This window comes from Shewanella sp. FJAT-52076, from assembly GCF_019457455.1.
GTDB lineage: Bacteria > Pseudomonadota > Gammaproteobacteria > Enterobacterales > Shewanellaceae > Shewanella > Shewanella zhangzhouensis.
On the sequence record NZ_CP080415.1, the window covers coordinates 1,355,129 to 1,379,860 of the forward strand.

General features: G+C 54.0%; 17 protein-coding genes. 5 read left to right on the top strand and 12 right to left on the bottom strand.

Going from position 1 to position 24,732, the window contains the following annotated elements; genetic code table 11:
- Positions 1–89: 89 nt before the first annotated feature.
- On the bottom strand, positions 90–602 hold the full coding sequence (locus tag K0H79_RS05905) for a DUF1993 domain-containing protein (RefSeq protein ID WP_220077630.1): 513 nt from the start codon (positions 600–602) through the stop codon (positions 90–92).
- 191 nt (positions 603–793) lie between these two features.
- Between K0H79_RS05905 and K0H79_RS05910 the strand changes: the two genes are divergently transcribed.
- The 3 genes from K0H79_RS05910 (at position 794) to tilS (ending at position 7,027) form a co-directional block, all read left to right on the top strand.
- Positions 794–1,960, top strand: coding sequence for a PAS domain-containing protein (locus K0H79_RS05910; protein WP_220077631.1), 1,167 nt, complete (start codon positions 794–796; stop codon positions 1,958–1,960).
- A 119-nt stretch (positions 1,961–2,079) separates the two neighbouring features.
- Positions 2,080–5,553 (top strand): DNA polymerase III subunit alpha, encoded by a 3,474-nt coding sequence (gene dnaE / locus K0H79_RS05915; RefSeq protein ID WP_220077632.1) that lies wholly within the window; start codon positions 2,080–2,082, stop codon positions 5,551–5,553.
- Positions 5,554–5,635: 82 nt separating this feature from the next.
- The gene (gene tilS / locus K0H79_RS05920; protein WP_220077633.1) at positions 5,636–7,027 is read left to right on the top strand and encodes a tRNA lysidine(34) synthetase TilS; all 1,392 of its coding nucleotides are present in this window, start codon (positions 5,636–5,638) and stop codon (positions 7,025–7,027) included.
- Between the two features lie 61 nt (positions 7,028–7,088).
- On the opposite strand, the gene K0H79_RS05925 is transcribed toward tilS, so the two are convergent.
- Positions 7,089–8,186 carry a GNAT family N-acetyltransferase/peptidase C39 family protein gene (locus K0H79_RS05925; protein WP_258405483.1) on the bottom strand — a complete coding sequence of 366 codons (1,098 nt, stop codon included), beginning with the start codon at positions 8,184–8,186 and terminating at the stop codon, positions 7,089–7,091.
- A gap of 67 nt (positions 8,187–8,253) precedes the next feature.
- Here K0H79_RS05925 and K0H79_RS05930 point away from each other — a divergent pair, with 67 nt between their 5' ends.
- On the top strand, positions 8,254–9,705 hold the full coding sequence (locus K0H79_RS05930) for a RimK family protein (protein ID WP_220067201.1): 1,452 nt from the start codon (positions 8,254–8,256) through the stop codon (positions 9,703–9,705).
- Between the two features lie 54 nt (positions 9,706–9,759).
- Here K0H79_RS05930 and K0H79_RS05935 read toward each other — a convergent pair whose 3' ends face one another.
- The gene (locus K0H79_RS05935) at positions 9,760–10,671 is read right to left on the bottom strand and encodes a GGDEF domain-containing protein (RefSeq protein ID WP_220067202.1); all 912 of its coding nucleotides are present in this window, start codon (positions 10,669–10,671) and stop codon (positions 9,760–9,762) included.
- A 157-nt stretch (positions 10,672–10,828) separates the two neighbouring features.
- Here K0H79_RS05935 and K0H79_RS05940 point away from each other — a divergent pair, with 157 nt between their 5' ends.
- On the top strand, positions 10,829–12,775 hold the full coding sequence (locus K0H79_RS05940; protein WP_220077635.1) for a monovalent cation:proton antiporter-2 (CPA2) family protein: 1,947 nt from the start codon (positions 10,829–10,831) through the stop codon (positions 12,773–12,775).
- A 201-nt stretch (positions 12,776–12,976) separates the two neighbouring features.
- Here K0H79_RS05940 and K0H79_RS05945 read toward each other — a convergent pair whose 3' ends face one another.
- The 9 genes from K0H79_RS05945 to K0H79_RS05985 form a co-directional block, all read right to left on the bottom strand.
- Entirely contained in the window at positions 12,977–14,101 is a 1,125-nt protein-coding gene (locus K0H79_RS05945; protein ID WP_220067204.1) for a patatin-like phospholipase family protein, read from the bottom strand.
- A gap of 130 nt (positions 14,102–14,231) precedes the next feature.
- A complete protein-coding gene (locus K0H79_RS05950; protein WP_220077636.1) occupies positions 14,232–15,950 on the bottom strand; it encodes a proline--tRNA ligase in 1,719 nt (572 codons plus the stop codon).
- A gap of 115 nt (positions 15,951–16,065) precedes the next feature.
- Complete coding sequence (locus K0H79_RS05955; protein ID WP_220077637.1) at positions 16,066–17,379, bottom strand: GGDEF domain-containing protein; 1,314 nt, start codon at positions 17,377–17,379, stop codon at positions 16,066–16,068.
- Positions 17,380–17,398: 19 nt separating this feature from the next.
- Positions 17,399–18,013 (bottom strand): DapH/DapD/GlmU-related protein, encoded by a 615-nt coding sequence (locus K0H79_RS05960; RefSeq protein ID WP_220077638.1) that lies wholly within the window; start codon positions 18,011–18,013, stop codon positions 17,399–17,401.
- A complete protein-coding gene (gene tsaA / locus K0H79_RS05965) occupies positions 18,003–18,740 on the bottom strand; it encodes a tRNA (N6-threonylcarbamoyladenosine(37)-N6)-methyltransferase TrmO (protein WP_220077639.1) in 738 nt (245 codons plus the stop codon). The genes K0H79_RS05960 and tsaA overlap by 11 nt, the downstream gene beginning before the upstream one ends.
- A gap of 3 nt (positions 18,741–18,743) precedes the next feature.
- Positions 18,744–19,142, bottom strand: coding sequence for an Rcs stress response system protein RcsF (gene rcsF, locus K0H79_RS05970; protein ID WP_408733370.1), 399 nt, complete (start codon positions 19,140–19,142; stop codon positions 18,744–18,746).
- Between the two features lie 60 nt (positions 19,143–19,202).
- Positions 19,203–20,462, bottom strand: a complete 1,260-nt coding sequence (locus tag K0H79_RS05975; protein WP_220077640.1) for an amidohydrolase family protein — start codon at positions 20,460–20,462, stop codon at positions 19,203–19,205.
- Entirely contained in the window at positions 20,462–23,518 is a 3,057-nt protein-coding gene (locus tag K0H79_RS05980; protein WP_220077641.1) for an amidohydrolase family protein, read from the bottom strand. The genes K0H79_RS05975 and K0H79_RS05980 overlap by 1 nt, the downstream gene beginning before the upstream one ends.
- A 145-nt stretch (positions 23,519–23,663) precedes the next feature.
- Complete coding sequence (locus tag K0H79_RS05985) at positions 23,664–24,056, bottom strand: H-NS family nucleoid-associated regulatory protein (RefSeq protein WP_220067211.1); 393 nt, start codon at positions 24,054–24,056, stop codon at positions 23,664–23,666.
- Positions 24,057–24,732 lie beyond the last annotated feature (676 nt).

Here is a 24,732-nt window from a genome sequence, read left to right on the forward strand (position 1 = left end):
GCTTGGCTCAAGTGGTGTGGAACGTCATTCTGGCATTGCTTTAGCGTTCAGCTTTCCCGTTCGATTTAACGGATTGCCTTAAGAGGGCGTCATTCTTGCCTTACATGGGGCAGCAAAAACGCCATATAGTCAGCTTTGCCCAGCGGCGCCCCAAGGTGCCTCAGGATGGCGTAGCTGGTGTTGATGTGAAAGTAGAGGTTGGGTAGCAGATAGTCACTTACATAGTCCCACCCCGGCAATTCACAGTAACGCCCCGGGCCCAACCCGATGCGCTTGATTTCGTCCAGCCGGGCATCATCAACCTGGATTTGCTCCACCATGGCCGCAGTTTCTGAAATCAGTCGCTTAAGCTCAGCTGGGCTGTACTCTCCTGCCGGCAGATTATCCACGGTAAGTCCCTTGCACCACTGCGAAAATCCCCTCGGCTGATTACAGGCAAAGATTACCTGCACCGCCAATGGATGCATGTCCGGCGCCAGTCGCTGTTTCACAGCGTCATCGAGGGTTCCAAGGTGTTTTTCTGCCGTATTCAGTATGTGTGAAAGCACCTGGAGGCGGCTGATAAAAAGCTGTTTTAACTTGCTTATTTCCTGATTTGCCATGGAGTGTCCTTACGCTGCGGCGGTAATAGTGTGTTTGGGCAGCTACGTGCGTTTAAGGAAACTAGCCTGCTATTTATCCCCTTGTCCAGCAAGGCTGTCCAGATTGGCATATCTCATTCCGGACTTAAATTTACAGATAACCCGGAGCATCCATACTTGGAAGATTATGATGACCGCCTCGGAGTTATGTCATGCAAAAAGTCAGTCTTGAAAATTTGGTCAGTCACGTCGACCCGCTGGGCTTGATACATCAACTTTTCGAGCAAAGTTTTGATGCGATTTGTATGTTGGCAGGTGACCCTGAAGATTTACACTTTGTATACGCCAATACTTCAGCGTGCAATTTAATGGGTTATGAGTTTCGCGAGTTAATGGGAATGCCGGCTATTCGGCTGGTAGGTGAGCGTACCAATCAGCAGTTCGTTGACAGAATTAATCAGTGCATTGCAACGGCGAGATACTGCAGAGGTGCAACCACCTTTTATCGTAAAGATGGCTCAACATTTCAGGTCGTATGGACGATTCATCCTGTTATGGCGAAAGAAGGCCATGTCTCGTTCTTTATGGTCACCATGCGTGACTTGTCAGTGATGAGAAGTAAGTTGGGACAGCTTGAAAACACCACTGAGAGTTTCAGAAGTCTCCTTAAAGTCTTCACCGGATTGATGGAAGAGCAGTCAGAAGGCGAGCGTCAAAGACTCAAGAAAACCTCCCAGGATGCGACTCTACAACTCATCCAAAATGCGACGCTGTTTTGTCCTGAGCTTCGAAAAGAAGAAGATATAGCCTTGTTTGGGGAAGATGATTTATTCGATTTTTCTGACTCGGATGTAGGCGTACTGCCAAAAAGGCATGACATCAAACACATCTCTGCCCGCGATTTTGCTGTGATACACGGCATCTCAATGGATGACATTCGTGATCTCGCAGCAATTTTGAATGACTGTAAGATCAACATTGAGTTGCTAAAGCTTGGAACATCAAATCCTCAATCTTTTCAAAACGTCATTCAGGATTTAAGTGATCTTGCCAGTCATTTGTTCTTAATGGATGAATTCATCGATATTTCAACCGTCGTGGGCCATCTGGCGAACAAACTGATGCAACGCAGGGGAAGCGCTATTGACCCTATGCTCTTGGAGATTTTACTGTCGTTGGTTGAGGACTTTTCAATCTGGCATACGCAAATATTTGTCACTCAGGATGCGCCGGATATCCATCAATTGGATGCGAGTATCATAGGTTCAGCGAAGCAGTTGCTGGCATTTTTGGGGGGAACAGGAGGAGTTTCAAGTATCGCCGTGGGCATTTCAGTGGGAGTGGCAAAATGGGCTATGGTCATTGACTGTGGATCTTGATTAGCCCGTATAAAAAGGCCCCATCGTCAATTCAAACCACCAGTTAAGCCTTTTGTTGACCTTAACTGCCATGTTATCTTTCCCTATTGATTTCAGAGCAAACCCAAAGCCCAATATTCATGTCACAACCCCGTTTTGTTCATCTGCGCGTTCACTCAGATTTTTCCATGACCGATGGTCTGGCAAAGGTTAAGCCCATTTTAGGCAAGGCCGAGGCCGAAGGCATGGCGGCAATCGCGCTGACGGATCAGAATAACCTCTGTGGTCTGGTGAAATTTTACAGCACCTGCCATGACAAAGGGATTAAGCCCATTATTGGTGCCGACTTCTGGATGCTGGTGCCTGGGTTTGAAGACGAGTTTTGTGCCGTCACAGTGCTGGCGATGGACAACGAGGGTTATCAAAACCTGACTCAGCTTATCAGTCAGGCTTATCTGCGGGGCCAGGTCCAGGGCAGGGTGGCAATCGACCAGGAATGGCTGCTGACCTACAACAGTGGCATTTTGTTGCTCTCCGGCGCCAAAGAAGGGGACTTGGGTAAGGCGCTTATCAAGGGCAATGCAGCCCAGGCCACCAGCTTAACGCAGTTTTATCAGCAGCATTTTCCTGACCGGTATTTTATCGAGCTTATCCGCACTGGCCGGGCCGACGAAGAAACCTATCTGCACATGGCGGTGAAGCATGCTGCCGAGGTGGGACTGCCCGTGGTGGCTACCAATCAGGTGGTGTTTTTGAGTCCGGAAGACTTTGAAGCCCACGAAATCCGGGTGGCCATTCACGATGGTTTTACTCTGGCTGACAATCGCCGCCCTAAAAAATACAGTGAGCAGCAGTATCTTCGCAGTGAAGACGAAATGTGCGAGCTGTTTGCCGATATTCCCGAGGCCATTGAGAACACGGTGGAGATCGCCAAGCGCTGTAACGCGACCGTGCGCCTCGGTGAATACTTTCTGCCGAACTTCCCCACCGGTGATTTAAGTACCGAAGACTTTCTGGTGGAGCGCTCCAAAGAGGGCCTTGAAGAGCGGCTGGAATTCCTGTTCCCCGACCCTGAGGTTAGAGCCGAGAAGCGCAAGGAATACGACGAGCGCCTCGATATTGAGCTTCAGGTAATTAACCAGATGGGATTTCCCGGTTACTTCCTTATCGTGATGGAGTTTATCCAGTGGGGTAAGGATAACGGCATTCCGGTGGGACCGGGCCGGGGCTCGGGCGCGGGCTCTTTGGTGGCCTATGCCCTGAAAATTACCGACCTTGATCCGTTGGAATTCGACCTGCTGTTCGAGCGCTTTTTGAACCCCGAGCGGGTTTCCATGCCCGACTTCGACGTCGACTTCTGCATGGACAGACGCGATGAGGTGATTGACCACGTGGCCGAGCTTTACGGCCGCGAGGCTGTGTCGCAGATCATTACCTTCGGTACCATGGCCGCCAAGGCGGTGGTGCGTGACGTAGGCCGGGTGCTGGGGCACTCCTACGGCTTTGTAGACCGTATTTCCAAGATGATCCCACCCGAGCCGGGCATGACTCTGGCCAAGGCCTTCGAGGTCGAGCCCGGTCTTCAGGAGGCCTACGACGCCGATGAGGAAGTGAAAGACCTTATCGACATGGCGCGTAAGCTTGAGGGCGTGACCCGAAACGCCGGTAAACACGCAGGTGGCGTGGTAATTGCGCCCACCAAAATCACCGATTTCTCGCCGCTGTATTGTGACTCCGAGGGCAAAAACCCGGTTACTCAGTTCGATAAGAACGATGTGGAATACGCCGGACTGGTAAAGTTCGACTTTTTGGGGCTCAGAACCCTCACCATTATCGATTGGGCGCTGGGGATGATTAACCCCAGACTGGCTAAGCTTGGTAAGCCGCCGGTGGATATTGCCGCTATTCCGCTGGATGACAGCAAATCATTTGGCGTGCTCAAACGCTATGAGACCACAGCGGTATTCCAGCTTGAATCCCGCGGCATGAAAGACCTTATCAAGCGTCTGCAGCCCGACTGCTTCGAAGACATGATTGCATTGGTTGCCCTGTTCCGTCCGGGCCCACTGCAGTCGGGCATGGTAGATAACTTTATTGACCGTAAGCACGGCCACGAAGAGATTTCATACCCGGATGCCACCTGGCAGCACGAGAGCCTCAAACCCATACTCGAACCCACTTACGGCATCATCCTCTATCAGGAGCAGGTGATGCAGATTGCCCAAACGCTGGCGGGCTACACCCTGGGCGGCGCCGACATGCTGCGCCGGGCTATGGGTAAGAAAAAGCCTGAAGAGATGGCCAAGCAGCGAGCAGGCTTTGAAGCCGGCTCGGTACAAAATGGCGTGGATGGCGAGCTCGCCATGAAGATCTTCGACCTGGTGGAAAAGTTCGCCGGTTACGGCTTCAACAAATCGCACTCGGCCGCCTATGCTCTGGTGTCCTATCAGACGTTGTGGCTCAAGACCCACTTCCCGTCTGAGTTTATGGCAGCGGTGATGTCGGCGGATATGGACAACACCGACAAGATTGTAACCCTGGTGGATGAATGCGATCGCATGGGGCTTAAAATCATTCCGCCGGATGTGAACAAGGGCCTGTTCAAGTTCACCGTGGATGAAGACCTCAACATCGTTTATGGCATCGGTGCCATCAAGGGTGTGGGTGAGGGGCCGGTGGAGGCCATTCTCGAGGCCCGCAAAGACGGCCCCTTCAACGACCTGTTCGATTTCTGCGCCCGTATCGACTTGAAAAAACTTAACAAGCGGGTGATTGAAAAGCTGATTTACTCTGGGGCACTGGATAGCCTGGGGCCGCACCGGGCCTCCATGATGGCGACACTGCCAGATGCCATGCAGGCGGCGGATCAACACGCCAAGGCCCAGGCCACAGGCCAGCACGATATGTTTGGTCTCCTGAACGATCATCAGGAAGACGCCAAGCAGCAATTTGTTGAGTGCACCCCCTGGCCGGACAAAATCTGGCTCGAAGGTGAGCGGGAAACCCTGGGGCTGTATCTCACGGGCCACCCCATCAATCAGTATCTGAAAGAGCTGAAGAACTACACCTCGGGCAGGCTGAAGGATATTCACCCCACCGAGCGGGGCAAAACCGTCAAGGCCGCCGGTTTGGTGGTGGCCAGCCGGGTGATGCTCACCAAACGGGGCTCCAAAATGGGGCTTCTGACCCTGGATGACAAGAGCGCCCGCCTTGAGGTGATGCTCTTTACTGAAGCCTTTGAAAAGTTTGGTCATCTGCTGGAAAAAGACCGCATTCTTATCTGCGAAGGGGAAGTGAGCTTCGATGACTTCTCCGGCGGCAACCGCATGACCGCCCGCAATATCATTGATATCAGCGAGGCCCGAAGCCATTTCGCCAAGGCGCTTGAGGTCGATTTGACGTCACAGCAGGCCACTGAGCCCATGCTGGACAAGTTTTTTGACGTGATTACGCCCTGGAAGGGCGGCGCCGTGCCCCTGATTGTGAACTTCAGCCGCGCTGATGCCAGCGGCCGCTTGCAACTGGGCGATGAGTGGCGGGTTAACCCCTCCGATGACCTGGTGCTGGCACTGCAAACCCTGATAGGCCCGGATAAAATTCGGATCCAGTTCTAAGATGAAAGGCATGCAAAGCTCGTTGCCAGCAATTGCAAAGCTTGATTCGCTGGTCTCGTTAATCGAGGCCGCGCTTGCTGGCATGAGTCCTTCCAAACTGGTGCTGGGTTACAGCGGCGGGCTGGACTCAGAGCTTATGGCCTGCGCCCTTTCCCATTACGCAAAAATCCATCCCGGCGCCCAGTGCCTACTGGTGCATGTGCACCATGGCTTAAGCCCCAATGCCGATGTCTGGGCCCGCCACTGCGAGAGTCGCGCCGCGCACTATGGACTGGATTTTGTGCTGGAAAAGGTCAGGGTAAAGCAAGGTGCCCGCTTAAGCCTGGAGGCCGAGGCCCGCAGCGCCAGATATGCTGCCTTAATGTCCCATTTGGCCGAAGGCGACGTGCTCCTTACCGCCCATCATCAGGACGACCAGTTGGAAACCCTGCTTCTGGCACTGGCCCGGGGTTTGGGCCCCAGGGGACTTGCGGCCATGGGGCAACAACAGTCCCTCGATGGCGGCGCATTTCAGGTAAGGCCTTTTCTGGGGGTATCCCGTGAGTTCCTTGAGGAAGTTACGTCGGCGCTTGGCCTTAGCCACATCGAAGATGAAAGCAATCAGGACACCCGTTTCGACCGCAATTTTTTGCGAGCGGACATTATTCCGCGACTCAAATCCCGCTGGAGTGCCATAGGCGCGACAGCAAGTCGCAGCGCTGAGCTGTGCGCCCAAACCCAAATGCTCCTGGATGAAGAGGTCAGTGAGCGTCTGACACCGCTTATCAGCCGCTGCCCTTTAACTGACGTATACAGGTTGGCATTGGAGCCAGCGGCTGCCTTATCAAAAGCCTGGCAGGCGCAATTGGTCCGTGGTTTCCTTGAGGCTGCGGCTCTTCCCCCACCATCAAAAATTCAACTGGAAGAGGCACTAACCCAGCTCTTTGCCGCCAAGGCGGATGCCGCTGTCTCGCTGCGTTTTGGTCACACCCGCTTAAGACGGTTTCAGTGCTGGCTTTACGCCGATACTGAAGCTGATAACGGCAGTCATTCACTAGCCTGTGTCACTCAAACGTCTGTCATCCAAACGTCTGCCGTGCAAGCCCCAGTCACGCAGCAGATGTTGGCTGAGGGTATTGCTACCCCTTTGGGTAAGCTGCAGTTGCTGCCAACAGGCGCAGAGAATGAAGGGCTGGACGGGTGTTTTTGGCAAGCCAGAGTGCCTCAAGGGGCTCTCACAGGCAACCTGACGCTGGTATATGCTTTACCCGGCAGCACCAAGGCCTGGCCGGTGGGCCGGGGTAAGCAGCGGGAATTAAAGAAGCTCTGGCAGGAGTTTGACGTACCGCCCTGGCTCAGAACATCCATCCCCATGCTCTGCTGCGACGGGGCGCTGGTGGCAGCTGCCGGGGTATGGGTTGAAAAGACGGCCCTTGAGAAGTCACAGCCGCAAGACAATGAAGACTGGCTGACCATCAGGCTTTTACGTAACTGACTGTTCTTGCTACAGTGAATATCTCCCCGCCGAAACCTCAGACTCTGACACCGAGCAGTGTTCAGTGCTGTTTGTCTGGGTAAAGCACCACGCAGGCGGTTTGTTTTTTGCGCCCAAATCCCATCACTTTCGCCAGCTCTGCCCGGCTGACGGGCACATAGGCGGCGGACACAGCATCCTTTTGATGCTCGACAAAGGGGTCGTGAAAGAAAAAATACTCAGGGTTGCAGCCACTCAGGGCAATCCAGTGTGGTCCCTTTTCACCGTTGAAACGGTAGGTGCTGATAAGCAGAAGCACTGCGGCCCCAAGTTGCAAATAGCCCTCAAGCTCTTCCAGCGTCGGTGCCCGCGGCAAGGCGCTCACGCCTTTTTGTGCCAGCTGCCCAACAAAATCCTCATGCACCAGGCTGATAATGGCCTTTTTGTTCTCATCCCTGACACTGTCGATAAAAGGAATAGTATGAGACTGACTGAAGAGTGTAACGTCAAAGCCCCGATTCACCGCTGCCAATGCCAGCCCTTCGGCGCTGCAGCCCCCATGGCCGCTGGTCATGTAAATGGTGGTGGCCTCGCGCCACAATTGCAGCTCCAACAGTCTGCTGGGCTGAAATGAGTGGCGCAGTGCCGCAAACGCCATTTGCAAACAAGCGGGGCCACAGCTGAACGGAGTGGTTTGTACGTAGAGTGGCATGGACAGAGTAGTGCTTGGGCCGGGCGGCTCCAATCGCTTGTGCATTCTCACACCGTCGGCGAGATCGTCGTAATAATGCACCAAGGATTTCAGCACCTTATAACCCATTTTTTGATACAGATTCCGGGCCGCCAGATTGTCATTTCGTACCTCCAGGCGTAAGGTGATATAGCCTTTTTCCACCGTAATTTGCTCAACCCGGCCAAGAAGTTCCCGGGACAATCCCCTGCCGCGATAATCGGGGCTGACTGCAAGTGAGTAGAGCCGGGCAAGGTGAGTGCCACGATGAAAAAGCACCAGTGCGTAGGCCGCCAGTGTGCTGCCATCGAGGGCCAACATCAGGCAGGCATGGGGGGATTGTATGAACCGGCGCATCTGTCTTGGCGAAATGCGGTCTCCTTCGAAAGCACTGTTTTCGAGGGCATTAAGGGCGTCGAGTTGGGCTAGGCTCGCGAGGCGATATTCCATGGTGATGGCCATCCACAATAGGATAGGCTCATTAAATCCAGTTCAGTGACAGGAGGCAAGTTCAATTATGGCGCAGCTGTTGATAGTGACGGATAACAAGGAGGACTGGCGCCCCTATCTGCCCAGCGAGCAGATGGTGACGGTGAATGAGTATCTGGCCATGGGGGCCTGGGGCAACAGCAAGAATGTGCAGGTATTGAACCTGTGCCGCAACTACGACTACCTCTCCAACGGCTATTATTGCTCGCTGCTGGCCGAAGCCCGCGGCCACAGGGTCTTACCCAGAGTCATGACCATCAATGACTTGTCTCAGGACCGTTTTTTCAGCCTGCCTCAGGGGGGGCTTGAAAAACTGAGTGCCGAGTTGACCCAACTCAGCTTCAAACTGTTTTTTGGTTACTGCGATATCCCCGCCCTCGAGCGCATAGGCCGCAAGATCTTTGAACGTTTTACCGTGCCTGTGCTGGAAGTGAAACTGGTGAAGTTACAGGAAAAGTGGCAGGTCGACAGTATTCAGCCATTTCCCTACCAAGCGCTGAGCGATGCAGAGCAAGATGCTTTTGCCAACTCTCTTGAGGTGTTTTCACAGAAGGTGTGGCGTAAGCCCCGGCGTTCACGTAAGTTTCGCTACGAGATGGCAATGCTGGTGGACGAGCGGGAAAAAATGCCGCCCTCCAACAAGGGGGCACTGAACCGCTTTATCAAGGCCGCCAACCGGTTGGGGATGGAGCTTGAGCTGATTGGGCCACATGAACTTACAAGGCTGGGAGAGTTTGACGGCCTCTTTATTCGCTCCACCACGAATATCAGTAACTTCACCTACCGTTTTGCCAAAAGCGCCGAGCAACTGGGGCTTATTGTGATGGATGATCCCGAGTCCATCATGAAGTGTACCAACAAGGTGTTTTTATCCGAGCTCCTGGCCAGCCACAAGGTCCCTGCGCCAAAGAGCATGATTTTTAAAGCATCCGATGAAGGCTGGCAGGATGCGCTCATCGCTGAAATCGGCTTGCCTGCTGTACTTAAGGTGCCCGATGGCGCCTTTTCCCTCGGTGTCGTTAAGGTGAAAGAGCGGGCACAGCTGGAAGCAGAGGCGCTGCGTATCTTCCAGCACAGCAGTTTGATCCTGGCCCAGGAATACCTGCCGACCGAGTTTGATTGGCGTATTGGGGTACTTAACCGTCAGCCTATCTACGCCTGCCGTTACTACATGAGTCGTGGTCACTGGCAAATTTACCAGCACCACAAGAGTGGACGGGTAAGCAGCGGCGGATTCGATGCCCTGGACATGAAGTCTGTCCCCAGTCAAGTGGTGGATGCCGCAGTAAAGGCGGCCAATTTAATTGGCAGTGGTTTTTACGGCGTCGACCTGAAAGAAGTGAACGGCAAAGCCTATGTGATTGAAGTAAATGACAATCCCAGCGTTGATCACGGCGTGGAAGATAAATACCTCGGAGACTTGCTTTACGACAGGGTGATGACCGAATTTCTGCGGCGTATTCAGTTACGGGGATTTTAAGTCATTTGGAAGGAGCATCTTGCCCATCCCTGGGCGACCACTGTCAACTTATTGTCAGTCTTTGACAGGGTGTTGAAGACTGAGGCGATAGCAATTGCGGCCGGCGGCCTTGGCTTGATACAAGGCCTTGTCGGCCCGTTCGTAAAGGTTATCCTGGTTTTCTCCCGCCTGAATCTCTGCAGCACCGAGGCTGGTGTGTATCCGGTTGCGGGAAAAGAAACTGCCTTTGGCCAGTTTGCTTAATATGCGCTCACACAGCAAAGTCGCCGAGTCCAGCTCGCCCCTCACCAGCACCACAAACTCATCGCCGCCGATACGAAAGGCCTGATCGGTATTGCGGATGGCGGACTTGATAAGGGCGCCAAATTGCCTGAGCACGGCATCACCAAACTGGTGGCCGTGGGTGTCATTGAGCTGTTTGAAGTTGTCCAGATCCAGAATGATCAGGGATAACTTGTCCTGATGACGGCTTGCCCTTGCCACCGCATGCTTGATGGCCTGGCCGTAAAAGTTACGGTTTCCAAGGCCTGTCAGGGGATCAAACATGGCCTGCTCAGACATCTTTTGGTATTGAATCGCATTGAGCAGCGGTTGGATGAGCATCGACTCCAGCGTTTGTAAAACGCGAATTTGTGCCGGTGTCAGCGGGGTATCGAGACGGTAATCCAGCACGGCACCACGGCAGGATTCAGTGTTGAGATGCCGTTTCAAACTCACTCCAATGCGTTTGCCCCAGCTGAGCTGCATCTCGGCAAATTGCGCCTGAACGCCGGCAAGCGGCAAATACTGGCCCAGGACTTTGCCAAAACAGGCAAAAACGGTCCGTGGATCCAGGCTTGCATGAAGCTGCTGAACTATGGTGACCAGAGCAAGCTGATCGGGGCCATCATGGATGTCGGCCACGGCGGCGCTGCGGCCAAAGTGGTAGTCATCGGGATATACTTGTGCGGCAATACCAAAGTCCATATTTATTACTCCGGCGGTTCAGGACTCATCTGATTTAAATAAAGCAAAATCTGTGCCGTAAAAGCTGTTAAATAAATTTGTCTTTGTATGTCACTCAGTTAATCTTTGTTATGGCAGTGCAAATTTTCCCGTGCCGGTAATTTGACAAGGAAACTTCATGGAACAGGGCATACTTCTCAAGATTTTGTTGATGCTGCTTATCGCCATTGCAGCCATCGCGCTCTTGAGACGTTTGGGTTTGCCCGCCATTCTTGCTTACCTGCTCACCGGTGTGGTTGCCGGCCCCGGCGGATTTGATTGGTTCAGCCAGCACCAGATGCATTCGGTGGCCGAGCTTGGGGTCGTGCTCCTGATGTTTACCCTGGGGTTGGAATTTTCAGTGCCTAAACTCTGGGCCATGCGCCGTACCGTATTTGGCCTTGGCAGCGCTCAGGTGCTGGTCACCACGCTTATCACCATGTTGATAGCCATGGCCCTCGGGCAGCAGCCGGTACAGGCCTTGGTAATTGGCTCAACCATAGCGCTGTCTTCCACGGCCATAGTACTTAAACTCCTGAATGAACAGGGATGGCTGCGGCGACGCCATGGCGAGTTATCCGTGAGTGTGCTGCTGTTTCAGGATTTGGCTGTGGTGCCATTACTCATCCTGCTCCCCTTGCTTGGCGAGGCTGATGGCACGCTTGCCCTTCATAATGTGATGTTTGCTTTGCTCAAAGGCACAGTGGCCTTTATTGCTCTGATGGCGTTTGGTAAGTGGGCACTCCCCAAGGTATTTGATGAGGTGGCGCGTTCCCGCTCCAATGAGCTCTTTGTGCTCTCAGCGCTGGTGGTGGCGCTGCTCACAGGTGCCTTTACCCAATGGCTTGGGCTCTCTATGGCGCTGGGTGCCTTTATGGCAGGCATGCTGCTCGGGGAGAGTCAGTACAGGCGCCAGCTGGAGGCCGATATCAGGCCGTTCCGGGATCTCCTGATGGGTCTCTTTTTTATCTCCATCGGCATGCTGCTGGATTTCCAGTTAGTGATGGCTTACTGGTGGCAAATCCTGCTGGTGCTGCTGGCAGTGATCAGTGGCAAGGCGCTGGTGGTTCATGGGCTCCTGAAGCTTGCCGGTGAACCATTCCGTATCTCCTCGGTGTCGGCCCTTATTTTGGCGCAGGTGGGGGAGTTTTCTTTTGTGGTGCTGGCACTGGCGGTGAATTATCAGCTGCTGGAGCCCGAGGTCAGCACAGTGCTGGTGATGGTCGCCGTGATCTCCATGGCATTGGCGCCAACCCTGGTGCGCCATGCGGTGAACATCAGCAAATGGCTGCAGGGGTTAAAACCTTCGGTTAAAGACGATCCCCATCTTCCCAAGGTGGAAGAGGGTACAGAACTGGTACTTATCCTGGGATATGGCCGGGTTGGCCAAACCATCGCCCGCTTTTTGAAGGCCGAAGCTGTGCCATTTTTGGCGCTGGATCTTGACCCCACCCGGGTGCAGGAAGCCAAGCGTGCCGGCGAGCCTGTGTATTTTGGTGATGTCTGCAAGCGTGCCATTTTAAAGCAGGCAGGCATCAGTCAGGCAAAGATGATAGTGCTCACTTTCTGTGAAAGCCGCGCTGTGGATGAGGTGATACACCTGTGCCGCACTTTGGCGCCTACGGCGAAGATTCTGGTTCGCACCCGGGATGACAGTGAACTCAAACTCCTGGAACAAGCCGGCGCCAGCCAGGTGATACCAGAGACCCTGGAGGGCAGCCTGATGCTGGTCAGTCAGGTGCTGTATCAGTGTGGTGTTCCTCTAACGCGGATTTTAAAGCGGCTCGAATTTGAGCGGCGCAATCACTATCAGTACCTGCATGGCTTTTTCTCGGGCACAGAAACCGACTTTACCCTGGAGCTGTTGCATGCCGTCGCGCTGCCAAGGGGCGCCAGTGTGGTGGGGCAGCGCCTCGGTGACATCCCCTGGGCCAAGCTCAGGGTCGAACTCAGAGCCATTCGCCGTGGGGGAGAGGAGTTCGACAGTCCGAGCGAGGACTGGCAGCTTCGTGCCGGTGACGTGTTGATTTTACTTGGTAAACCCAGGCGGGTGGAAAAGGCCGAGGCGCTGCTGCTTCAGGGCTGATGATTGGTGCGGATAGGCAGCTTTTTTAAGCCCGCTGCTTGCCGATTATTGGCACAAGCAGGGGATTTCTGTCTTCAGGCTACCGCGTGGTTCTATTTAACAAGTGGCTTACAGCGTTGAAGGCGAGAAGCACGCCACAGGAAGCTCAATCTGCTGTGGGTGCTGCCTAAAGCGCCCTTCGCCAGCGCTTATTGGCAGCGGTCAGCTGATATTGAAAAATGCCTTTATTTCATCGATTTGGCACATGGCATCCTGGTAGCCGAGGTCTATCAGGGCACTGGTATAGGCCTTCTCAAATAGCAGATAGGACACGATACTGGAGTCTGAGTCTTCGTTGATGCCAATAAGCCCCAGCAGGGTTCTGACAGCGAAAGGCATTTCACGATAATAGCGGGCAGCAAGTACGGTGAGATCTTCACTGGGCTTGATAACCAGCGTGTGTATGGGTTTGAGCTGTAATCTGTCCCGGCTTTCTGCCGGAATCAGCTTCAGGGTGTTGTTAATCCTTTCCAGACGCTCAAGGTCGCTGTTGAGTGTGTCCGAAAAGATGGTGTCCAGCAGGTGGCCTGCGATGGTGGCGGTTTTCGGATGATGCTCAAGCTCGCGGGTGTCTTGCTTGTGGGGACTGTCGAGGTTTATCACCAGAATACGTTCTGCCCCTAAATGTATGGGGCTTGCCAACGGCGCCAATTGGTGCACCGAGCCATCGCCATAGTAATGTTGTTTGAGCTTTATGGACGGGAACACCATGGGAATGGCGGAGCTTGCGAGCAGATGCTCGGTATTGAGCCGGGTGCGCTCTCCACTGCGTCTGGCGCGATACCAATTGTCCAGATCTCTTGATGCCTGAAAAAAGGTCACTGAACGGGAGTTGTTGTAGCAGGACGTATCTATCGACAGGGCTGTTAGTGCCCCCGAGCGAATGTTTCTGTCGATGCGGCCAAAATCGATAAGCTCGTTTAACAGCCGCCTTAAGGGTTCATTGTCCAGCAGACTGCCCGCGTCGGTATTGACCTTGTCGTGTTGCAGGCCCTTGAGTGCCATACGGCCCAGATGCTTCATCACCCCGGGGATTGAACTGGTATAAACTTTGGAAGTTTCAAAGTGGCGCCAGACCCATTCAAGCTTTCTTACACCCAAATGAAAACAGGACGCGTGGGTGGCAATAGAGGTGCCATTGATGGCCCCTGCCGAGGTGCCGCAGACAATACGAAAGGGAATGCCGTGATTTCGCGGGTAAAACTGCACGATAGCCTTCAGTACCCCCACCTGATATGCGGCGCGGGCACCACCTCCCCCTAAAACCAGCGCAGTCGATGACGGCAAGGCGTTCTCCAATAGCTTGATAGTTAACTCTTTCCCTTAGGCTAATTAAAGCCGTTCGTCGACAGTGTTGGCAATGCTGCAGGCAAAAAAAAAGCACCCCGCAGGGTGCCTTTATTGAATGTTTCAAGCCTTAGCCGTGCTGAAACTGGGCTTTGAGGAAGCTCACGAGCTCTGCAAATGGCACTTCGCTCTTTTCACCGGTGCGGCGATTTTTGTACTCGTAGACACCTGTGTCTATGTTGCGATCGCCGATGACCACTGTGTGGGGGATGCCCAGCAGCTCCATATCGGCAAACATCACACCAGGGCGCTCTTTACGGTCGTCAAACAGCACTTCGAAACCGGCTTCGGTCAGTTCTTTGTACAGGGCTTCGGCGGTATCGGTAACCCGATGAGACTTGTGCATGTTCATTGGCAGAATGCCTACGGTGAACGGTGCAATAGCTTCGGGCCATACTATGCCGCGGTCGTCATTGTTCTGCTCAATGGCAGCAGCGACGATGCGGCTTACGCCCACACCGTAACAGCCCATGAGCATGATCTGTGACTTGCCGTTTTCGTCCAGCACTGTGGCGTTCATGGCTTCTGAGTACTTGTTACCCAGCTGGAAGATGTGACCCACTTCGATACCACGGGCGAAGGCATAGGTGCCTTTACCATCGGGAGTCGGCTCGCCTTCTACCACGTTGCGGATATCGGCGCCCTGAACCAGCGGCAGATCGCGCTCCCAGTTGATACCGAAGAAGTGCTTGCCATCTTCGTTGGCACCGGCAGCGAAGTCACTCATCACCAGCACACTGTGGTCGGCGATGATGGGCATCTTAAGATTAACAGGTCCGATAGAACCTGTACCGGCACCCACGGCGGCGCGGATTTCCGCTTCACCGGCAAACTCCAGCGGAGAGGCAACCAGTTCCAGCTTGTCGGCCTTGATTTCGTTGAGCTCATGGTCGCCACGGACCAGAAGGGCAACCAGTGGGGCGTCTTCGGTAGCACCTTTGACAATCAATGTCTTGATAGTCTTTTCAATGGCCACGCCGAATTGCTCGACCAGCTCGGCAATGGTCTTGGCATTGGGAGTGTCCACGGTGCGCAGCGCCTCAGTTGCACCGGCGCGGGGTTCGGTTGGCAGCGGGGCTTCGGCCTTCTCGATGTTGGCGGCGTAGTCGCTGCCGGTAGAGTAGGCAATCAGGTCTTCACCGCTCTGGGCCAGTACGTGGAATTCGTGGGATACGCTGCCACCGATGGAGCCGGTATCGGCCAGCACGGGGCGGAATGCCAGACCCATGCGGCTGAAGATGTTGCTGTAGGCGGTGTACATCGCCTGATAAGTTTCGTCCAGGGTTTCCTGAGTCAGGTGGAAGGAGTAGGCATCCTTCATCAGGAATTCACGTGAGCGCATCACGCCGAAACGTGGGCGTACTTCATCACGGAACTTGGTCTGGATTTGGTACAGGTTCAGCGGCAGCTGCTTGTACGAGCTCACTTCCTTACGGATAAGGTCGGTGATCACTTCTTCGTGGGTTGGGCCCAGTACGAAGTCGCGATTGTGGCGGTCGGTAAAGCGCAAAAGCTCGGGACCAAACTGATCCCAACGACCTGTTTCGACCCACAAGTCACCCGGCTGCACCATGGGCATCAGGATCTCAATGGCGCCGGCCTTGTTCATTTCTTCACGAACAATGGCTTCTACTTTGCGCAGTACCCGCAAACCTGTGGGCAGGTAGCTGTAAAGGCCTGACGCATTGCGGCGGATCATGCCCGCACGCAGCATGAGTTGATGACTGACTACCTCGGCATTGGCTGGGGTTTCTTTCTGTGTCGATAGCAGGTATTTGCTGACTCGCATTCCCGGTGTCCATAGTTGAAAAGAATGGCCTGCATTGTATCACCTGCATCTGTGTTGTCACGCTCAGCATGCAGCAAAAACCCTGACCAGACGCGAGTTTGACGCCGGTATTACCTCAATAAATTGCCTCAGTGGCCAGCCAACTGCTGTCGGGTAAAAGACAGGGCGCAACCAGGGCCTGATTCCCACCCTGAGCCCTTGCCTGCAGTAGTGCTTCCTCCGCTTCCTGCAGCAATATATCCCAGCCATGGGTGGAGCGTGGGATGCGCGAGGCGACGCCCACTGACAGAGTCACCCAGGGATGGGTGGCCAGCATGGGGGTAGGGATGTGGGTCTGATGAACGCGATAACAAAGCTGGTGGGCAAGTTTAATGGCCTGCTCAAGGTCGGTGCAGGACAGCACTATGGCGAGTTTATTGCCTTCGTAGTGAGCCAGATAATCCTGCGCCCGTGCTGTGTGTTCGACCGCGATACTTACCAGTTGTGTCAGGCTGTTGGGCGGCAGTTCGGCCAGTTCGTGGCCGTTTTGCAGCATCACGGGATCGGCACTCAGCAGCAACATGGACACAGATTCGTTGCGTCTTAAGCCCCGCAACCATTCCTGCTGCAAATGATGGTTCAGTGCACTGCGAGACGCGAGGCCTGTGCGCTGGTCTACATTGGGGTTCTGTTGCTGGTGTTGTAACTGGCGATGGATGTGGCGCAGGTTTTCAGAGATATCTTTAACTTCCTGATTGGCGGGCTCAACCTGGGCAGTATTATTTTTGCGATGTGCCGAGAGGTTGTCTATCTGCCTGCCAAGCTCTATCAGCGGGCGGATAAAGTGCCTGCCCAGCAGATGCCAGGCCAAAAACTGGGTGAGCAGGATACACAGCAGTGATAAAAACATCACAGTCATGGTTAACTGCCAGCGCCGCTGCTCTATGTCCGTCAGCACTTGCTGTGCCTTACCGACATCCAGGGAGCTGACTCTGATGGCTAAATCCCGGCTGAGCTCTGCAAGGCCGCCGATAACGGGGGTGTTTTGCCCCTCGGGTTGCAGGCTGGTAAGCCCCTGCAATACCCGGATGGCCATGTCTCGCTCCGTACCAGGGGTGTTGGCGAGGGCGCCGACCAGTCCCTGTTGACGGGCGCGCATTTCGCCGAGTAATTGCGAACGGGACGAAGGCGGCAGGGTGTGCCAGTCACGGCCAAGATTTTCAAGCCCCAACTGCTGCATTAAGGCATCGCGTACCAGATAACGTGAATGGGCCAACCCGAGCTGGCTTTGGGTAAACTCGCTGGCCTGCTGATGGATGGCGCCGAGGGCAACTATCCCTGTGAGGATGCCAAGCAGGGCAATACACATAAAACTCTGCCACAAGCGTCTGCGCATGGCGGGCAAAGGTTTTGAGGAGGGGATTTGGGCAAGCTGTTCATCCTTGTTCACTGCGTCATCCTTGATTAGTTCACTTTTTGTCGCGCCTGTCGCCAATTGGCCTGGCGGGATTGCCTGCGACTATACTGTAAGGCGCAACGTCTCTTGTCACTATAGCACCCATACCCACTACGGCATGATTGCCTATGGTCACGCCATCCACAATGCCAGCCTGGGCGCCAATCCACACATCTTCGCCTATCACAATGCCATTGGAGCTGACCTTTTGAGTGTAGATGGGCTCATCGGGGGCCATGCCGTGATTAAAAGCATAGATGGTCACGTTATTGGCGATACGGGTTCTGCTGCCAATTTTGATGCCCACACGGCCACCATCCAGCGAGCTGCCGTGGTTGATGGCCACTTCATCGCCCATCTCAACCGGACCGTGAATAAACACGCCCGCGGCAATCATACATTGGTTCCCGATGCGGATATCACGGCCGGGCTCGGCGAAGAGCTCGGCCTCCGGGGCCACAAAACACTGGCTGCCGATGTGCACGGTTTCCAGTTGCATCAGCCTTGTCTGAATATCCGCCTGCCAGGGCAGAGCCCAGGCCTTGTGTTTCTCTTTCAGTGAAAAATACAGCCAGGGCATCCAGGAGAGCCGCTTTTTATGCTGCTCACGAAAATCATCAGCAGTCATGGGATTGGCCAACCTTGGTGGGTTTGAGCTCAAGCACATGGGCCTTACCGTCCTGAATACACCAGAAGATGTCCAGATCGTACAGGGCGACCTGATACAACTTGGGATCGTCTTTGGCCTTTTTGTAGGCTGGGCGAGGGTCCTGGGCCAGTACCCCGTCAATCAATGCCGCCAAATCCGGGCGGGCATCGCCTTGGCCGAGGGTAGCGATTTGTATGTTGGCAAGCTCGCTGTAGCTTACTTCAATCAGTACCGGGGCGTCCTGCGCCATGCCGCCACGGGCATCCACAATGGCATCCGAGAAGGGAATATAGGGCTTGATATCTATGATGGGTGTGCCATCAAGCAAATCCATCCCACTGATTTCAAGGCACAATTTCCCTTTACGTTTGACTATGCCATGCAGACGCACCACAGATTGGCCTATGCCATTGGGACGAAAGGTGGAGCGGGTGGCAAAGACACCCAGCTTTTCATTGCCACCAAGGCGCGGTGGCCGCACGGTATTTTTCCAGCCCTGGGCCAGATTTTCGTGAAAGCAAAACAGCAGCCACAGGTGGGAGTATTGCTCAAGCCCGCGCACTGTGTCCGGGTCGTTAAAGGGGGGCAACAGCTCCACAAACCCGTGGGCATTCACCAGCCCGGGTTGCCGTGGGATACCGAATTTTTGCCGGTACGGGGTATGGCACACTGCCACGGCCTGAATGGTATTTTCAAAGGCTTTCATAGCTTAGTTGGCGGGCGCTGCCTGACGAATGGCCTGTCCCACACACAGACTGCGGGTTTCGCAGCCACCACCTGCTTCGGTGATGAGGGTGCAGTTTTTGATGATAAGACCGTTGGCGCCCTTATCAGCGGCTTTTCGTCTGGCGTCTGTGCGGGCATCCGCCAGGGTCGCGGGCATGTCCTGAGGCGTGGCCTGACAGGCTTCACCATCCACCAGACCCAGAATTTCATAACGTCCTGAGGGTTGGTTTTCACCTTCAAAGAGCGTCACTTCACCAGCCTTGAAATACTCATTGAACGCTTTGGGGTCCAGGTTGCTGGAGAACTGGTAATCAGAAGCGCAGGCAGACATTAACAGGGCAACCGCGATGGCTGCGGCGGCTTTCAACGGGTGTGGGGTCATGATGGGGTCCTTTCGGGAGCGGGGCGGAGACATTCCTGCCCCGCCTTGAATGCCAAAATTCTATCGCTTCAGATACTTTTGATAAAGCTGATCGGCGCGGGTTTTCAGGGTTATCTCACGGCCATCGATAAATACCCGCTCAATACGGCTGCTCAGGGGGTCGAGAATATCACCGGCCGACAGCACCAGGTTGGCTCTGTAGCCCACTTCGATGGCACCCATATCAGAGACACCCAGGATACGGGCGGCATTGAGGGTGACCGCTTTGAGCGCCGCTTCTTTCCCTAAACCATGGGCTGCGGCGTAGCCTGCGGCATAGGGCAGGTTGCGTGCATCCCAATCGCCGCTGTAGCCAATGGCAAAATCGATACCGGCATCCGCCAGGCGGGCCGGAATGCTGAAGGCTTCGTCGATATTGTCGTCCCGGTATCTGGGCAGGCTGAATACCGATGGGTATACCACGGCAATGCCCGCGGCCTTAATGGCATCGCCATGGTGCCAGGCTTCATAACCACCCACCAACACGGCTTTGAGTCGATACTTTGCAATAAAGGCGAGGGCTTCGCCGATGGCGCCAGCGGTATTGGCATGGAGGAACAAGGTCGCGTCGCCACGAAAGAGCGGTGCCATGGCTTCAAAACGTCTGTGGGTAAGGCTGGGCTCTGCGGCTTTACGGGCGACAAAGGCGCTGGCCTCACTAAAGAGGGTATCGACTTTCGCCAGGGCCTCGCCGTGGGCGGCGAGTGCCTTGCTGCGATCCTCATCTTTTACCGGCAGATTGCCAAGCTCGGGCCAGTAGAGGTGCAGCGCCCTGGGCGAGTCGATTAGGGCATCTTCCACTGTCCAGCTGTCAAGATTCACCAGAGCGCTTTGCCCGGCAAGCAGCTCACCACGGGGCACGATTTGTGCGTGTGTAATGCCGTTTTTGCGTAGGGTCGGGATAATCTCTGAGTCAGGGTTAAACACCGCCGAGGCCTTGAGCTCGGCATTGTTAAGGCCTACGTCCTGGGTGTCCACTGTGGGACGCACCATCTCAATTTCTACCATACCCACCTGGGTATCCAGGGCAATCAGCCCGGGGTAGAGGTGCTTGCCAGTGGCATCTATCACTCTGGCATCGGCAGCCTCAATTTGCTCGCCCATGGCTGTGATACGGCCGTTCTCAACCAAGACGTTGGTGTTCTCAAGCACCCCATTGGATGCGGTATGCACTGTGGCATGGGTAATCAGGATGGCTTGCTGCTGCGCCGTACCCGGCACCATATCGTGGGCCAGGGCGCAAACGCTTGTCAGGAGCAGGGATAGGGTCAGGATTCTCATTAGTGTGCTCCTTGATGCTGATGTTGGTTACCCAGATGAGTGGCGCGGGTACCAAAGGCGATGTAGTGGCTATCGCAATGCCATAACGGCTCTTGTTTTTGTTCTGACTTTTCACCGGTTTTTTCGGATTCATCCAGTGACAGGATTTTTGCCACCAATGCCTGGCGCTCGCTTGCCTGGGCTGCCTGCATTTGTTTGTCTGTTTCCCTGTCATAAAAGCGTTTGCCATCAATCCACACGGCTTCGGTGCGGGCATAGACTGACAGGGGGTTGGCATCCCAGAGCACCAGGTCGGCCACCTTGCCTTCCTTGAGCGACCCGGTTTCCTTATCGATACCCAGCTGCTTGGCGGGGTTGATGGTGATCATCTTCCAGGCATCTTCTGCAGACATGTCGCAGTACATCATCGACTTGGCCGCTTCCTGATTGAGACGGCGCTGCATTTCAAAGCTGTCGGAATTGAGGCTGGTCAGTACTCCTGCCTGATGCATCAGGCAGGCGTTCTGCACTATGGCGTCGTACACCTCAAACTTATAGGCCCACCAATCGGAGAAGGTGGATGCGCCTGCGCCATGGGCGGCGAGTTCTTTGGCCACTTTGTACCCTTCGAGCACATGGGTAAAGGCCTTCACCTTGAAACCGTAGGTTTCGGCGAGACGAAGGAACATCAGGATCTCTGATTGCACATAGGAGTGAATATGGACGTCTCGCCCTTTATCCAGCACCTCTGCCACAGCCTCGAGTCTGAGGTTGGGGCGCGGGCTGATACGTTCTGCCCGGCTGCGTTTATCCAGGGCATTAAAGGCCTTGATGTCACGCTGATATTCACGGGCGGCATCGAAGGCATCAGCCATCACAGACTCAACACCCATGCGGCTTTGGGGGAAGCGAATGGTGAATTCATCCCCCCAGTTGCTCTGTTTAACGTTTTCACCCAGGGCAAACTTGATACTGGCCTGGGCCCCCTGATACTTGAGATCTTCGGCGTTTTCGCCCCAACGCAGTTTAATTAACTGGCTCTGACCGCCGATGGGATTGGCGCTGCCGTGGAGGAGCTGCGCCGTGGTTACGCCCCCAGCGAGGGAGCGATACAGCGACACGTCCTCCGGATCCAATACATCCCCGATACGGACTTCTGAGGTGACCGCATCTGTGCCTTCGTTGGTGCCGCCATTGAGGGCAATGTGTGAGTGTTCATCTACGATACCGGCTGTCACATGTTTGCCTGTGCCGTCGATGCGCTGGTAGCCGGGTGGCGTCATCAAGTCAGTGCCGATGGAGAGAATTTTACCTTTGCTGATGATGATGTCGGCGTTTTCGAGCACGCCCTGGGACTCAGAGGTCCAGACTGTTGCCCCCTGAATATGCACCTTGTCTTGCTCTGGCAAAGAATCGCGGCCAAAGGCAACGTTGGGGAAGGTGAGTTTCCCCACATAGCTGCTTGCTTTGGGCTCGGATACAGCAGGCTCTGAGTCGGTGTCGCTGTTGTTATCTATCTTGACCAGCATCAGAGGCGTTTGGCTGCCGTCGTTGGCGTAGGCAACTGCTTTAAGCGCGTGAAAATCGAGAGTAAGTCTGGGCTTGCCATCGAGTCCCGGCAGTTCGATGCGGGTAGTGAACGCCGAGCCTGTGCCCGTTAATGGCGCCGATTTATCCGCAACCTTGAGTTTCAGGCCTTGGTCATAAGACACCTCGACTGGCACTGTCTGGTCGTTAATTGTGACCGTGTAGTCGCCGGTCACTGCGAGTTGCTCCCGCGGGACAATGACTTTTTCCTGCCCCTGCAAAAACACGCTCACCAGCTTGCCGTCACTGAAGGGATTGCCCTGATAAATGGCGAGATCTGCCACAAAGCCCGGGCTCAGTTTGCCTGCAGTATCGGCTATGCCGGCAATACTGGCTGCCTGGGTGGTGAGTGCCGCCAGTGCGGTTTGTTCACTCAGCCCCGCTTTGATTGCTTTTTGTAATCTTGGCCAGAAATCCTTTTTGTCTTCGATACCATGAAGGGTGAGCGCAAAACCAATACCGGCTTGCTCCAGAGCCTGGCCATTGCCGGCGGCTCTTTCCCAATGGCGTAAATCTGCCAGTTTTAACTGATATTCCCGACCGGGCTGGCTGACATCCGGTGCAGCTGGAAAATTCAGTGGCAATATCAGCGGGTAACCTTTTGCTTTTATTTCATCAATCCGGGCATATTCCCGGCCATTTCCCAATAACGCACCTGTTAATTTGAATTCATGCATCAGCGCCGATGCGCGCTGCTGATTATTCAGATCGGGCGTATCAAAAATAAAATATTGTGCTTGAGTGTTTCCCAGTCCCTGCAGGGCTGCGTTAAATTCGAGCTGGCTCGCTGATGCCGCTGCTGAGAGTTTACTGCGATTTTCATTATACCAGGCCGCATCCATAAAGGTCTGGCGGATAAGGGCCATGGCGCCCATCAGTGAGCTTGGGTAGTCCTGAGCTGAGCTGCCTTTATCGAAAGAGAGATAATGATTACCCTGGGCGCGATACACCAGATCGTTGGCAATTTTATCGGCAAGCGAAACATGGACACCCTGACCGCGGAAAATTCCGTCCAATTTCGCCGATTGCACACTGGTAAAACCATTATTTATCCAGCTTGATGCCGCCTCGTTATCAGGGGCGAAATACTGCGACCATTGTTTCTCTGCGTGCACGGCACCGTTGGCGGCATTACCCCCGATGCGTTTTATTTCATATACCGGCGTACTTTTGGTTTCAGTGGGATAATCAAAACTAATGCCATATTGGGTAAAGGGATCGATAAACCCAGGATAGATATCCAGGCCAGCCATTTCTACTACCCGTGCACCAGCAGGAATGTCGTTTCCTGTCAGCACGGCTTTAATACGGTTGTCTTCAATCAGCAGTGTGCCTTGTTCCAGGATTTGCCCTGGAGCCAGGTGTAATTTGGCGCCTTGCAGTGCAATGAGGGGAGTAGGGTCCGAGGTGAGTAATGTTTTTGCGTGACTGTCGGTGGCGACAAGCGTCAAACCTATCAGCAGCACTGCCAAATTATTGTTATTTATCATTATGAAAGCGTCGCAGTTATTTTAGGCAAAAGTAGCTGAAAGGTTAGCGGAATTTGCGGCAGAATGGCAGCGAAGAAATGTAAAAAGGTTTTCTTAAGGTAATAAAAAAGGCCGATGGGGATCGGCCTTTAATTTGGATGACAGCTTAGATAAGGAAGTCATCCATGGATGCACCACCTTCAACGGCGTTCTTGAATACCGTTGGCATGCGGCCCTGACCGGTCCAGGTGATTTCTTCACCATCAACCACAATCTTATATTTTGGTGGACGGGGGGCTCGTTTCTTCGCGGCAGGTTTTGCAGCAGTCACACCCAAATCTTCAACAGACAGACCGATTTCGGCCATTTGCTTGCGGATTTCTTCAATTTTGGCAATACGCTCGGCGTTGGCTTTCAAATCTTCTTCGGCTTCGGCTTCGCGCTCAGCAATGATTTTTTCGAGTTTGGCGCCAAGATCACGCAGCTCATCCAAAGACAAATCTTTAACAGCTGCTTTCAGACGACGACCGTGGGTCAAAATTTCGAGGAATTCGCTCATGGTAAACTCGCTTCCCAATTTAAATAACAAGTTAATTTTCACATCGAATGAAATAATAGAAATAAATAATTCAATCTGCAATTAAAAAACTGAAATTATTAAGTGATGTTTGTCAAAAGGATTATTTTTATCCTGGGAAATGTGTTCTTTGCCATTTTGCAGCAGTGGTAAAGCGTGAAAACTGTCCGTTGCAAATGTATCTGGCATCTTGGTCCAGCCAATACAGCCAATAATAAAGGCGACGGGTTTACCGGATGAGATAAGGTACGCTATCCCTAAAGTCGTATGGGAACCACGTACGAGAATGCACGAGAACGCACGAGTAATTGTGAGCGAATTGCTTCTTTATATCCGTTTTCAGGGGGAGGGAGCACACCCCCGCTGTAAAATTCAATTCCCCAACCCAGTGATATTGCCTCGCTTGTGCGCGTGTGGTCCCTATTAAGAGACCGGACCATTTACTGCAGAGCCTCATTGTGAGGTAGCCGTGAGGTACAGAGTTAAGTAGAGCTAAGTACACAGAGAAGTAGAAAGTGAAGCACAAAGTGAATTACGCCCGATAAACCGCCGCCTTCCATCATCAGGCCGTCATATCTTGTTGTCATCATCCGTTACCCTCAAACGCGGCCACGCAAAGAGCAGGCCGACATAGAGTGTGTTCATAAATCTGGCCAGT